This is a genomic window from Bradyrhizobium sp. USDA 4474 (assembly GCF_054057515.1).
This window is the reverse complement of record NZ_JBSRZJ010000002.1, coordinates 3,701,111-3,714,616: the sequence shown is the minus strand read 5'-3', so window position 1 is coordinate 3,714,616 and position 13,506 is coordinate 3,701,111. Positions and strand designations below refer to the sequence as shown.

10 protein-coding genes are annotated in these 13,506 nt (G+C 63.9%); 6 read left to right on the top strand and 4 right to left on the bottom strand.

Annotation, left to right across the window (positions count from 1 at the left end; translation table 11 throughout):
• Positions 1-46 precede the first annotated feature (46 nt).
• From ACVW16_RS19410 to ACVW16_RS19400, 3 genes are read right to left on the bottom strand one after another with little or no spacing between them, the layout of a single operon-like run.
• Positions 47-703: a glutathione S-transferase family protein gene (locus ACVW16_RS19410; RefSeq protein WP_456738253.1), complete on the bottom strand. Its 657-nt coding sequence runs from the start codon at positions 701-703 to the stop codon at positions 47-49.
• Complete coding sequence (locus ACVW16_RS19405; RefSeq protein ID WP_456736629.1) at positions 703-1,866, bottom strand: acyl-CoA dehydrogenase family protein; 1,164 nt, start codon at positions 1,864-1,866, stop codon at positions 703-705. The genes ACVW16_RS19410 and ACVW16_RS19405 overlap by 1 nt, the downstream gene beginning before the upstream one ends.
• Positions 1,867-1,883: 17 nt before the next feature.
• On the bottom strand, positions 1,884-3,020 hold the full coding sequence (locus ACVW16_RS19400; protein ID WP_456802389.1) for an acyl-CoA dehydrogenase family protein: 1,137 nt from the start codon (positions 3,018-3,020) through the stop codon (positions 1,884-1,886).
• A gap of 263 nt (positions 3,021-3,283) precedes the next feature.
• Between ACVW16_RS19400 and ACVW16_RS19395 the strand changes: the two genes are divergently transcribed.
• Together ACVW16_RS19395 and ACVW16_RS19390 are read left to right on the top strand one after the other, a co-directional pair.
• The gene (locus tag ACVW16_RS19395) at positions 3,284-4,834 is read left to right on the top strand and encodes an acyl-CoA synthetase (RefSeq protein WP_456700744.1); all 1,551 of its coding nucleotides are present in this window, start codon (positions 3,284-3,286) and stop codon (positions 4,832-4,834) included.
• 74 nt (positions 4,835-4,908) lie between these two features.
• Entirely contained in the window at positions 4,909-6,129 is a 1,221-nt protein-coding gene (locus ACVW16_RS19390) for an ABC transporter substrate-binding protein (RefSeq protein WP_456700743.1), read from the top strand.
• A 72-nt stretch (positions 6,130-6,201) separates the two neighbouring features.
• On the opposite strand, the gene ACVW16_RS19385 is transcribed toward ACVW16_RS19390, so the two are convergent.
• Positions 6,202-6,972, bottom strand: coding sequence for a helix-turn-helix domain-containing protein (locus ACVW16_RS19385; RefSeq protein ID WP_456700742.1), 771 nt, complete (start codon positions 6,970-6,972; stop codon positions 6,202-6,204).
• Between the two features lie 187 nt (positions 6,973-7,159).
• On the opposite strand from ACVW16_RS19385, the gene ACVW16_RS19380 reads away from it, so the two are divergent.
• The 4 genes from ACVW16_RS19380 (at position 7,160) to ACVW16_RS19365 (ending at position 13,494) form a co-directional block, all read left to right on the top strand.
• Positions 7,160-9,427, top strand: coding sequence for a marine proteobacterial sortase target protein (locus ACVW16_RS19380; protein WP_456736631.1), 2,268 nt, complete (start codon positions 7,160-7,162; stop codon positions 9,425-9,427).
• A 125-nt stretch (positions 9,428-9,552) separates the two neighbouring features.
• A complete protein-coding gene (locus ACVW16_RS19375; protein WP_456738254.1) occupies positions 9,553-10,122 on the top strand; it encodes a class GN sortase in 570 nt (189 codons plus the stop codon).
• Positions 10,123-10,302: 180 nt separating this feature from the next.
• Positions 10,303-12,522 carry an acetate--CoA ligase family protein gene (locus tag ACVW16_RS19370; RefSeq protein ID WP_456802388.1) on the top strand — a complete coding sequence of 740 codons (2,220 nt, stop codon included), beginning with the start codon at positions 10,303-10,305 and terminating at the stop codon, positions 12,520-12,522.
• Between the two features lie 141 nt (positions 12,523-12,663).
• On the top strand, positions 12,664-13,494 hold the full coding sequence (locus ACVW16_RS19365) for an MlaD family protein (RefSeq protein ID WP_456736633.1): 831 nt from the start codon (positions 12,664-12,666) through the stop codon (positions 13,492-13,494).
• Positions 13,495-13,506 lie beyond the last annotated feature (12 nt).

Sequence of the window (13,506 nt, the reverse complement as noted above, 5' to 3'; positions counted from 1 at the left end):
TCTTCCCGGAACCGCGCGGAGATCGTAGTCCCGCCGTGCGGAATGTTTACGGTCTCACGCGCGGCGCAACATTCTGTTCGGCGCCGGCCTTCTGCTCGGCAGCCACAGCGCGCTTGAACCCGTCGCGCTGCTGCAGGCGCGCCCAATAGGCTGCGACATTCGGTCCAAAATCCTTGGCGAGTCCAATGGTGTGGGCGAGGCGGAGCGCGTAACCGACGACAATGTCAGCGGCGGTGAAGCGGCCCGCGCACAAGGTTTCGGCATTGGCGGTCGCTGCCTCGACGGCGCGCAGCCGCCCCAGGAACCACTTTGCATAGTCGGTGGCGACCTGCGGATTGCGGCGCTCCTCCGGCTCGAGCTGGCTGTAGCGAAGCACCAGCGTTTGCGGGAAGGTCAACGTCGCGTCGCTGAAATACATCCAGTTCAGGAAAGCGCCATAGGCGGGATCTTCGGGGTTGACCATCAGCGGTGTCGGCCCGTGCTTGACGCCGAGATAATGGCAGATGCCCGATGACTCCGTCATCCTGGTTTCGCCGTCGACCATGAACGGAATCGTGCCCAATGGATTGAGCGCGAGATAGTCCTTGGCGAAGACGCGGGGCGGGAACGGCAGCATCTTCAGCTCATAGGGCAGCCCCATCTCCTCCAGCATCCAGAGCGGACGGAACGAGCGCGCGGCGTCGCAATGATAGAGCGTGATCATCATGCCTTCCCTTTACTACCTGGCAACGTGCCCATCATCTTGCACAGGACCATCAGCATGACCTCGTCGGCGCCGCCGCCGATCGAGGTCAGGCGGCTGTCGCGATAGGCGCGGCTGACCGGCGTCTCGTTGGTAAAGCCCATTCCGCCCCAATATTGCAAGCAGGCGTCGGTGAGCTCGCGGCCGAGCCGGCCGGCCTTGAGCTTGGCCATGGTCGCAAGCCGCGTCACGTCCTCACCGGCGACCAGCTGCTCGGCGGCGCGATAGATCAGCGCGCGCAAGAGCTCCACCTCGGTCTGCATCTCCGCGAGCTTGAAGTGGACGATTTGGTTGTCGAGGATGCTCTGGCCGAAGGCTTTGCGGTTGCGGGTGTATTCGATGGTCTGATCGATGATGTATTCGTGCGCCTTGAGGCAGGCGGCCGCACCCCAGAGCCGTTCCTCCTGGAACTGGATCATCTGGTACGTAAAGCCCTTGCCCTCTTCGCCGATCCGGTTGCGCTTGGGCACGCGGACATTGTCGAAGAAGATCTGCGCGGTGTCGGAGGAGCGCATGCCCAGCTTGTCGAGCTTTCGGGCCACGGTGACGCCCTTGCTCTTCATGGGCACGCAAATCAGGGATTTGTTGCGGTGAACCGGGCCATCGCCGGTATTGGCGAGCAGGCAGATCCAGTCGGCCTGGGTGCCATTGGTGATCCACATCTTGCCGCCGGTGATGAGGTAGTCGTCGCCGTCGGAGCGCGCCTGGGTCTTGATGGAGGCGACGTCCGAGCCCGCGCCCGGCTCGGAGACGCCGATGCAGGCGACGTAATCGCCTGCTATCGACGGGCTGAGGAATTCGCGCCGCACCTCGTCGGAGCCGAATCGGGCCAGCGCCGGCGTTGCCATGTCGGTCTGCACCCCGATCGCCATCGGCACGCCGCCGCAAGTGATGGCCCCTAGTTCCTCCGCCATCATCAGCGCGTAGGAATAGTCGAGGCCGCAGCCGCCGAACTCCACCGGCTTGTTCAGGCCGAGGAAGCCGAGACTGCCCATCTTCTTGAACAGCGCATGCGCCGGAAAGATGTCGGCCTTCTCCCATTCATCGACATGCGGATTGATCTCGTTGGCTATGAATTTTTGCAGGGAGCGACGGATCTCGTCGTGGTCGGCGGTGAATAGCATTCTTTCAGCCTCGTCCTTCACAGCCCCATCTGCCTCGAGGCCAGATCCTTCATGATCTCCTCGGTGCCGCCGCCGATGGCGTTGACCTTGACCTCGCGGTAGATGCGCTCCGCCTTGATGCCGCGCATGAAGCCAGCGCCGCCAAAGATCTGGACGGCTTCCGAGGCGCAGAACGCCATGGTCTGGGTTGCCTGGTTCTTCATCATGCAGATTTCCGCGACCGGGCTCTCGCCCTGCTCCAGCCGCCAGGCCAGCATCTCCAGCATCGCCTGCGACGCCGCGACCTTCTGCGCCATGTCGACGATCTTGTGCCTGATGACCTGATGCTGGGCCAGCGGCTTGCCGAACGTCTTGCGCTCCTTGGAATAGGCGATCGCCTCATCGAGACAGACGCGCGCGAAGGCGGTGCAGCCTGCGGCCATGCCCATGCGCTCGCTGTTGAAATTTTGCATGATGATCTTGAAGCCCTGGCCCTCCTCACCGATCAAGTTCTCGGCCGGCACGCGGCACTCATCGAAATGCAATGTCGCGGTATCGGACGCCCACCAGCCCATCTTCTTCAGTTTCGTGCGTGACAGGCCGGGCGTATCGCCCTCGATCAGGAGCAGGCTGACGCCACCGGCGCCCTCGCCGCCGGTCCGCACGGCAACGGTCAGATAGTCGGCACGGACGCCTGATGTGATGAAGGTTTTTTCGCCACTCACGACGTAGTGATTGCCGTCGCGCCGCGCCTTGGTGCGCAAGCTCGCGACGTCAGAGCCGCCGCCGGGCTCGGTGATCGCGAGCGCGGAGATCTTCTTGCCCGAGAGCACCTGCGGCAGCACGCGCGCCTTCACCTCCGGCCGCGCTGCGCGTGCGATCGGCGGCGAACCGATGGTGTGGCTCATCAGGCTGGCGCTGACGCCCCCGGCCCCGGCCCGCGCCAACTCCTGGGTCGCGACGATCCTCATGAACTGGTCGGCAAGGATCCCGCCATACTCCTCGGGGAATCCGAGCCCCAACAGACCGATCTCTGCCGCCTTGCGGTAGAGCGCGCGGGGGAATTCGCCGGCTTCGTCCCATTCATGGGCGAACGGGGTGATCTCCTTGTCGACGAAGCGGCGCATGACGTCGCGGAAGGCATCGTGCTCGGCGGTATAGAACGGGCTCTTCATGGCTTGCGCCTTCGGCGATTCCGGTCGTTGCACCATGGCCGGAACATTCGCGGGCCACTTGCGCGGAGTGGCTGACCCGAAAGGCCTGCCGGTGCAGGTCCTCGCCTAGCAACTCAACGCAAGAGGTTTTCGTCCCTCGCAGGCCAACTCCAAACAAAAAAGACTACTGCACAAAAACTCCCGGCTGGCCTCCCAGGCCACGCCGGGCATGGTGCACAGCACTCAAAAAATTCAGGCGGCAAACACCGCCGAGGGAGGGATTGTTGGCCGTTCGTTACTACGACTGGATCGCCCATCATGCCCGTCGCGCGCCCTCCAAGATCGCGGCCGTCGATCTCGCGAGCGAGCGCCGCTTCACCTATGCGCAGTTCGACGCCCGCGTCTCACGCCTCGCCTCGTTCTTCCGTCATACGCTGAAGGTTTCGCGCGGCGACCGCGTCGCCGTGCTGGCGCTGAACACGACCGATACGCTGGAGGTGCAATTCGCCTGCGGACGCGTGGGCGCCGTGTTCGTGCCGCTGAACACCCGCCTCACCATTCCGGAGCTTCAGTTCATCACCGGCGATTGTGCGCCGAAGGTGATGATTCACGATGCCGATCTCGCCGAGACGGCGATCACCGTAGCAAAGCTCTGCAACGTCGCGACCAGCCTGCTGCTCGGTGCCGACGGCACCTATGAGGCCGGCATCGCCGGGGCCAAGCTGCTCGACCGCACCGAGCAGGTCACGCTCGATGATATCTCGACCATCATGTACACGTCGGGCACGACGGGACATCCGAAGGGCGCGACCATCACCCACGGCATGACCTTCTGGAATTGCGTCAATCTCGGCGGCCCCGCCTGCATCGGGCCGGCATCGGTGTTGCTCACCGTGCTGCCGCTGTTTCATACCGGCGGGCTGAACTGCTATACCAACCCGGTGCTGCATGCCGGCGGCACCGTGATGATCATGCGCGCCTTCGATCCCGGCACCGCGCTCGGCCTGATCAACGATCCCGCGCAGGGCATCAATGTGTTCTTCGGCGTGCCTGCGATCTACCAATTCATGGCGCAGCATCCGGCCTTCGCGACCACCGATCTCAGCCGATTGATCGTCTGCGGCGTCGGCGGCGCGCCGATGCCGGTGCCGCTGTTGAAAACATGGGAGGAGCGCGGCGTCGCGCTCCAGCAGGGCTATGGCATGACCGAGACCTCGCCGGCCGTGCTGGTGCTCGACCGCGAGGACGCAGCGCGGAAAGCGGGCTCTGCCGGCAAGCCGGTCCTGCACACCGAGGTGCGCATCGTCCGCCCCGACGGCAGCGATGCCGAGGTCGGCGAGCTCGGAGAGCTCTGGGTCAAAGGGCCGAACATCACGCCGGGCTACTGGAACAGGCCGGAGGCGAACGAGACATCCTTCACCGATGGCTGGCTGCACACGGGCGATGCGACGCGCGTGGATGAGGAGGGCTTCTACTATATCGTCGACCGCTGGAAGGACATGTACATCTCCGGCGGCGAGAACGTCTATCCAGCCGAGGTCGAGAACGTCCTGCACCAGCTCAGCGCGATTGCGGAAGCGGCGGTGATCGGCATCCCTGATACGCAATGGGGCGAGGTCGGCCTCGCCATCGTCGCGACCAAAAAAGGCCAGCGGCTGACGGAAGCTGACGTCTTCGCGCACTGCGCCGCCAATCTCGCACGCTTCAAATGCCCGCGCCAGGTTCGTTTCGTCGATGCGCTGCCCCGCAACGCCACCGGCAAGATCCACAAGCCGACCTTGCGCAAGCAATTCTCCGTTGCTTCCGAAGTGGACAAGAAAGTCGCCAATGCCTGATCGAAGCGCTCCTCTCGGGCGCATTTGTTTTTCGACGTGCCTGCTCCAATCCAGACGAACCGCAAGGAATTTTCATGAACAGGAAACTCTCCCTGCTTGCCGCAGCAACCGCGTTGACGCTGCTCACGACCCAGGGTGCCTTCGCGCAGAAGGCGTACGACACCGGGGTCACCGACACCGAGATCAAGATCGGCAATGTCGAGGCCTATTCCGGCCCGGCCTCCGCCTACGGCATCATCGGCAAGACCGAAGACGCCTATTTCAAGATGATCAACGACCAGGGCGGCATCAACGGCCGCAAGATCAACTTCATCTCCTACGATGACGGCTACTCGCCGCCGAAGACGGTGGAACAGATCCGCAAGCTGATCGAGAGCGATGAGGTATTTCTTGTCTTCAACGCGCTGGGCACGCCGACCCAGACCGCCGTGCAGAAATACCAAAATGCCAAGAAGGTGCCGCAGCTCTTCCTCGCCACCGGCGCCAGCAAGTGGAATGATCCGAAGAATTTCCCCTGGACGATGGGCTTCCAGCCGAGCTACCGGGTCGAGGCGCGGATCTTCGCCAAATACATCCTGAAGGAGAAGCCGGACGCAAAGGTTGCGATCTTTTACGCCAACGACGATTTCGGCAAGGATTACCTCGCCGGCATCAAGGACGTGTTCGGCGACAAGGCCTCGAAGCTGATCGTGGCCGAAGAGAGCTATGAGACGTCGGAGCCCTCGATCGACGCCCATATCGTCAAACTCAAGGACACCGGCGCCGATGTCTTCGTGAACATTGCGACCCCGAAATTTGCCGCTCAAGCCATCAAGAAGATCGCCGAGCTCGGCTGGAAACCGATGCATTTGATGACCGACGTCTCGGTTTCGATCGGCGCGGTGATGAAGCCCGCCGGGCTCGAGGCCTCGGAGGGCGTGCTGTCGGCCGGTTACCTCAAGGATGCGTCCGATCCGCAGTGGAAGGACGATGCCGGCATGAAGAAGTTCATGGCTTTCATCGAGAAGTACATGCCGGGCGCGAACATCTCGGACGCCAATCTGGTCTACGGCTATGCCGCAGCCCAGACCATGGTGCAGGTGCTGAAGCAGGCAGGGGACAATCTGACCCGCGAGAACGTGATGAAGCAGGCCGCCAGCCTGAAGGACTTCACCCCCGACACGCTGATCCCGGGGATTACGATCAACACCTCGGCCACCGACTTCGCGCCGATCGAGCAGCTCAAAATGTGGCGGTTCAAGAGCGGCCAGTGGGAGCTGTTCGGCCCCATCATCAGCGCCGAGCCGAGCGGCTAGTTTCGGCCGGAGGCAACTGACACAGGATAGCGGTCGACAGGCCGCTATCTTTTCATGCGTCAGCCGGCGAGATCAAGCCGGCAGGAAAAGCGCAAAGGAGTCGTCGACGGTACGCCGAAGATGATCTCGATACAGCTTGTAGTTCGCGTGGTCCTGTGAGATCCGGCCCACAGCCGGATCGGCGATAATTCGTGCCGGTACATAGGCGATCGGCGCCGCGACCGGCGTCAGTTGCGAGCCGGCGCCGGCGCGTAGCGTCGAAATGATGCCATACATCGCGCCTGATACGGTCGGCCGCGACACCGTGATCACGCGGTGCTGGCCATGCTTGTTGATGACAAGATAGATGAAGCCGGACTGGTGCGGCACGGCAACTTCACCCGTGTGCTCATAGGCCGTATCCGTCCGCTCGCCTTCGCGGAAAACCAGCGACGAGACCTTCGGCTCCCAGACGATCTCGGTGCGGTAGGCAAAAATCGCATCCTTGTCGCCAAACGACGGACGTAGCGTGATGTAGACGCCCTCGATCCAGGTCACCGCACGATGCGAATAAGAGCCGAGACTGTCGGGCGCGACATCGCTACCAACAGCGGGCGCCGGCGCAACGATGCTCTTGCGCAAGGACACGCCCAGCGCCTGCTCCAGCCGGACGGTGGTGGCCAGCGTGAACGGGCGGCGGCCGCCGAGCGCCTTCTCGAGCGTCGACAGGCTGAGCTTGGCCTGCTCGGCCAGCGCCTGCCGCGAAATCCGGCGTCTGGCGATTTCCTCGCGGATCGTCTCCGCGACCTCCCGGCTCTGCTCGTCCGAAAGCTGCCTGTCGGAGAGCTTGTCTTGCGTCTGCATCGTTAACCCCGCTCCACGCCCGCTACTGTAGCAGGGCGGACCAATCAGCACAAAACCGGACATGACCGCCAAAGCGGCGGCCCGGGGAGGCCAACCGCGGCGGAACATTGCCGATCATTCTGCTCGCGAAATCGCCCCCGCCCGACCGATGCTCAGCGACGTCCAACACCGTTCGGGAGCAAGCCAAATGGACACTTACGACACAGTCGACAGCGACGACCACCCAGACGAGCGCCCTTGGCTCAACAGGTTGATCAAGATCGGACTTTTCCTTCTGGCGCAAAGCATTGCCGTGCTCCTGGTCAGTTTCGTCGCCCTGCTGGTGAGCTTCGAGACCTCCTGGTCGGCGACGACAGAGCAAGCGAGCCTGCTCCAGCCCGGCGACGCCAATTCCGGCACCCTCCTGCTACGGAAGGACGGCATCACGACCGAAGCCATCCGCCTCCGGACCGATTTCGACATCACGGTCTCAGGCCCGACGCTGCGCACGCGCGTCACGCAGGTCTTTCGTAATCCGAGCAAGGCTTGGGTCGAGGCGACCTATGTCTATCCGCTCGCCGGTGACGGTGCCGTCGATACGCTGAAGATGATCGTTGGCGGCCGCGTCATCGTCGGCGACATCAAGGAGCGTCAGCAGGCCCGCGTGATCTACCAGCAGGCGCGCCGCAGCGGACAGAAGGCGGCGCTGACCGAGCAGGAACGGCCCAACATCTTCACCAATTCGGTCGCCAATATCGGTCCGGGCGAAACCGTCCTGGTGCAGATCGAATATCAGGAGCCTGTCCATCAATCCGGCAGCGAATATTCGCTGCGTGTGCCGCTCGTCGTCGGGCCGCGCTACAATCCGGCGCCGATCGTTCAGAGCGTCGACTTCGGCAAGGACGGCTCCGGCTGGGGCTCGACCAGTTCGGACCCGGTGCCCGACCGTGACCGCATCTCGCCGCCGGTTGTCGATCCCGCGAATAACGCGCCGGTCAATCCGACCAGCATCACGGTGCACCTGAAAGCCGGCTTCGCGCTCGGCGAGGTGAAGAGCCACCATCACGATGTCGAGATCGAGAGCCCTGATAACACCACGCGCGTGGTGACGCTTGCCGACGGCGCCGTGCCCGCCGACCGCGATTTTGAGCTGACCTGGAAGCCCGCTGCCGAGAAGGCGCCGTCGGTCGGGCTGTTCCGCGAACATGTCGGCGATGCCGATTACCTGCTTGCCTTCGTCACGCCGCCGGCCGCGGAGCAAGCGACGCAAAAGCCGCTGCCGCGCGAAGTGGTGTTCGTGATCGACAATTCCGGCTCGATGGGCGGCACCTCGATCGAGCAGGCCAAGGCGAGCCTGCTCTATGCGCTGGGCCGCCTCCAGCCGGACGACCGCTTCAACGTGATCCGTTTCGACGACACCATGGACGTGTTGTTTCCGGCCTCGGTTGCGGCCGACGCCGCGCATGTCGGTGCAGCGACCTCGTTCGTCAGCGCACTGCAGGCGCGCGGCGGCACCGAGATGGTGCCTGCGATGCGCGCGGCGCTGACCGACAGGCTCGGCGACATCAACATGGTTCGCCAGATCGTTTTCCTGACCGACGGCGCGATCGGCAACGAGCAGCAATTGTTCGAGACGATCACGGCCATGCGCGGCCGCTCGCGAATCTTCATGGTCGGCATCGGCTCCGCGCCGAACACCTATCTGATGACGCGCGCTTCCGAACTCGGCCGCGGCGCCTTCACCCATATCGGGTCCGTCGAGCAGGTCGAGGAGCGCATGCGCGGCCTGTTCGCCAGGCTGGAGAATCCCGCCGTCACCGGCCTCACCGCAAAGTTCTCTCAGGCCCAAGCCGACATCACGCCCGCGATCATTCCGGACGTCTATCGCGACGAGCCGCTCGTGCTGGCGGCGAAGCTCGACAAGCTCGCGGGCTCGCTGGAGATCAAGGGGCGCGTCGGCGACCGCCCGTGGTCCGTGACGCTCCCGCTGCAAAATGCCGCCGAAGGCAAGGGCCTGTCGAAGCTCTGGGCGAGGCGCAAGGTCAGCGATGCCGAAGTGGCGCGGACGCTTCGCGAGATGACGCCTGAGGATACCGACAAGACGATCCTTGCCCTGGCGCTCGAGCATCAGATCGTCACGCGGCTGACCAGTCTCGTCGCTGTCGACAAAACGCCGAGCCGCCCCGAAGGCGCGCCGCTCGAGCTCAGCGAGCTGCCGGTCAACCTGCCTGCCGGCTGGGATTTCGCGAAAGTGCTTGGCGAACGGCCGCAGCCGACGCAATTGCGCGAACGCCACGCCGATGCGGGCCAACCTGCCGCAAGGCGACCGGCACCGGTCACATCGGATGCGATCCGCCTGCCCAAGTCCGCGACCTCGGCCGGGCTGAAGATGATCGCAGGCCTGATCATGATCGTGCTCGCCTTGCTCCTGTTCCTGTTCAACCGGCGTCAGAGCTTGCTCGCTGGCGCCGCTTGAGAGAGGAGTCCCCCGAACTCCTCTTCCTTTGCGCGCGCGGCTGCCCGTCCCGAACTCAACGGCCGCGCGCGTATTTTTTCTGCTGTCACTGCGAGCGCAGCGAAGCAATGACCGTGGTGGAAGTAATGCCCCGCTTCATCTCGCCCCTCATCCTCGCGCTGATCGGCGCCATCCTGTTCGGCAACGGCGCCTACATTCACGCCAAGGCCTGGCTTGCACAGGTGCTGCTGCAACGTGCGTTCGACAGCAGCATTGCGATCGGCCGACCGGTCAAACCGTGGTCGTGGGCCGACACATGGCCGGTGGCAAGGATCGAGGTGCAGCGGATCGGCGCCAGTGCCATCGTTCTGGAAGGCACAAGCGGCCAGGCGCTCGCCTTCGGGCCCGGGCACATCAGCGAGACGGTTGACGCCGGCGAGCGTGGCGTCGCCGTGTATGCGGCTCATCGCGATACCCACTTCCGCTTCTTGCGCAGGGTTGCCATTGGCGACGTGATCGACGTCACGCGCAGTGACGGCAAACGCTTTCGTTATCGCGCGGATTCCATGGCGGTCGTCCATTTCGACGCATCGGGCATCGATCCCGCGACTCAAGGCTTCGAGCTGGTGCTTGCGACTTGCTGGCCGTTTGACGCGGTCACGCCAGGCCTCGAACGCTACCTGCTGCATGCCACCTTGATCGGAGAACGTGAATAGCTGTCCGCAATCGGTCGCTCCGGTATCGATTCAGCGTTCACAACATTGCAGCCCACCGCTCATTCCGCCGTGCGGCATGCAGCGCTGCTGGTTGCCACTCCACGCAACTCCCCATACGATCAAGTGACACGCCGCCAAAAAGAACAACCGATCAAAAAGAACAACAGAAGAGGTCATGCCATGGAAGCTCGGGTCTCTGCCGCGTCGGGTCCTGCCCACCCATGGTCTCCCTCGCCCGATGCCAGCGACGTCGTCAAAGGCATCCACGCCATGCTGCATCCCCGCAATATCGTCCTGGTGGGCGCGACCGACAAGCCGGGCAATTACGCCGAGCGCATCTGGAACAATCTTGTCAAATACGGCTTCGAGGGCGGTCTCTATCCGCTCAATGCCAAGCGCGAGACCATCTGGAACGTGCCCTGCTACAAGGATTTTGCGAGCCTCCCCGAAAAGCCTGATCACGTTTTGGTGCTGGTGCCCGCACGCTTTGCCGTACAGGTGATCCGCGACGCCGCCGCAGCCGGTGCGCGGTCCGCCACCATCGTCACCTCGGGCTTCAGCGAGCTGCAGGACGAGGAGAGCCAGAAGCTCGCCGTCGAGCTGCGACGGGCGGTGCGCGAGACCGGGCTCGCCGTCACCGGCCCGAACTGCCTGGGCAATTTGAGCGCCGGTGAAAAGCTCTTCACCAATATCGACGACCGAATCGTCACCATGGAACAAGGCCCCGTGGCGATTGCCGGGCAATCCGGTGCCATCGTGATGGCGATCCGTCAGGCGCTGGAAGATCGCGGCGTCGGCGTCGGCTACATGGTGACAACCGGCAACGAGGCCGGGCTGGAGACGCCGGACCTGATGCGCTATTTCGCCGAGGATCCGAGCATCAAGGTGATCGTGGTCTATCTCGAAGGCGTGCGCAACACCAAGGCGTTTCGCGACGCCTGCAAGGCTGCGCGCGCCGCAAGCAAGCCGGTGATAGCGCTCAAGCTCGGATCGTCAGAGGGTGGGCGCGCCGCCGCGATGGCCCATACCGGCGCGCTTGCGGGCTCGATCGAGACATTCGATGCGATAGCAACCCGCGAAGGCGTGATCCGCGTGAGCGGGCTCGACGAGCTGATCGAGACTACGGAATGCTTCGTCCTCGCCTCTGTCCCCAGGGGCGACCGGCTTGCGGCAGTCACGCTATCAGGCGGCAAGCGCGGCATGCTGCTGGACGCCTTCTATGCCGAAGGCCTGAATTTTGCGCCGCTGAGCCCTCATGTCAGCAGCGAGCTGGCAAAGATGCTGGGTCCCGGCTCGATCATCGGCAATCCGCTCGATGCCGGCTTTGCCGCGGTGGTCGATCCCTCCGTCTACATGAAGTCGATCAAGCTGATGATCGACGACCCCGATATCGACATCGTCATTGTCGACGCCGAGTTTCCCAAGACGCCGCACGAGCAGCGCGAGCGCAATTTGCGCATCGTCAACGACATGGCGAGCCGTGCTTCAAAACCCGTGATCTATATCAGCGCGATGTCGATCGGCTTCACCGAGTTCACCAAAGGCTTGCGCAAATCGCTGCCGCATCTCGTCGTGATGCAGGGCATGGACCGCGCGGTGACCGCGATCAAATCGCTGCTCGCCTATGCGAAGCTGCGCAAGGAAATCCCCGACATCGTCTCGAGCTCGAAGCCCGCCGCGCGCGCCGTGCTTGAGAAGGCACTGAAATCCGCGAGTGGCGCCGCGCTCGACGAGGTCGCCTCGAAGAAGCTGCTGAAAGCCTACGGTATCCCGGTCTCCAAGGAGGGAATCGCGCAGACGGCGGCGGAGGCCGTGAAGATCGCCAGGCAGATCGGCTTCCCGGTCGTCGCCAAGGTCGTCAGCGCCGAGATCCTGCACAAATCCGACATCGGCGGCGTGGTGCTGAACCTCACCAGTGCGGCCGAGGTGAAGAAGGCGTTTGCCGACATCATCGCGCGGGTGAAGAAGCTGAAGGGCAAGCCTGATCTCGACGGCATCCTGATCGCGCAGCAGGTCAAGGCCGACCTCGAGCTCGTGGTCGGCGCCTCGCTCGATGCCGAGATGGGACCCGTCGTGCTGTTCGGCACCGGCGGCATCGATATCGAGCTGATGAAGGACGTGGCATTGGCGGGCGCACCGCTGGACGAGGCCGAGGCGCGGCTCCTGATCGGCCGCACCAAGGCCGGCACCAAGATGCGCGGCTATCGCGGCAAGCCGGCATTGCACGAGGCGTCCGCCGTGAAGGCGCTGGTCGGGCTCTCCAATTTGATTGCGGACGCCGGCGACCGGATCGCGTCAATCGACGTCAATCCGTTCCTGATCAATGCCAGGACGGGTGTCGCTGTCGATGCGCTGATCGTGTTGAACAATGCCGCCGCCAAACGCGCCGCCAAGCATTGATGTGGCACGGGGGCGGATTAGCGCGGCGTAATCCGCCAACTGAAACTGATTGAGACGACGGCGGGTCACGCTCCGCTAAGCCGCCCTGCGTACCATCGGGCCTGCTTCCAACTTCCCGGCTTTGGTCGTAGAGTCACCCGCATGGCACGCGCAAGCAATCTGGTGATCGGCACGGCGACGCTGACGGTGATCGCCGTCGCGTTCGGCGGCCTACTCGGCGTGCAGAAATGGCGCGCCAGCCAGAGCCGCAGCCAGTTGCGCGTCGTTTTCGAAGGTGGTTCCGCGAGCGGCCTGCGCAGCGGCGGCCCGGTTGATTTCGACGGCGTGCCGGCTGGCCAGATCCTCTCGATCAAGCTGGAGAGTCCGCGCAAGGTCGTGGCGCTGGTGTCGCTCGACAACGCCGCGCCGCTGCGCAAGGACACAGTGGCCGGCATCGAGTTCCAGGGCCTCACCGGCGTCGCCGCGGTCTCGCTGATCGGCGGTGCCCCCTCCGCGCCGCCGGTGCCGCTCGATGCCGACGGCATCCCCGTACTGATCGCCGATCTCAGCGACGCCGAATCCATCGTCGATACGCTGCACAGCGTCGATCGCGCGATCGTCAGCAATGCGCCCGCGATCAAGGATGGCCTGCGCACGTTCGAGGATCATACCGCCGATCTCAGGGGCAGGGGTGACGAGATCGACACGGTGATGCTCAAGGTCGACGATGCATTTGCCGGTTTCGACAAGGCCGTCGCCAAGATCGAGGGCGCGGTGCCCGGCTTCATCGATGGCAAGACCGACGAGTTGTTCGAAAAACTGAAGGGGCTGCACGAGCTCGCCGACACCATGAAGAAGAAATCCGCGAGCTTCCTCGAAGACACAAGGCGTTCGCTGCTCGACCTCAGCGAGGCCGCCAACAAGATGAGCGGCATGCCTGCAGCCGCCGTCGCTCCGCGCCCACCGCGCAAGCCGGCCCAGCAGAAGCGTTAGAGCCCACCAATT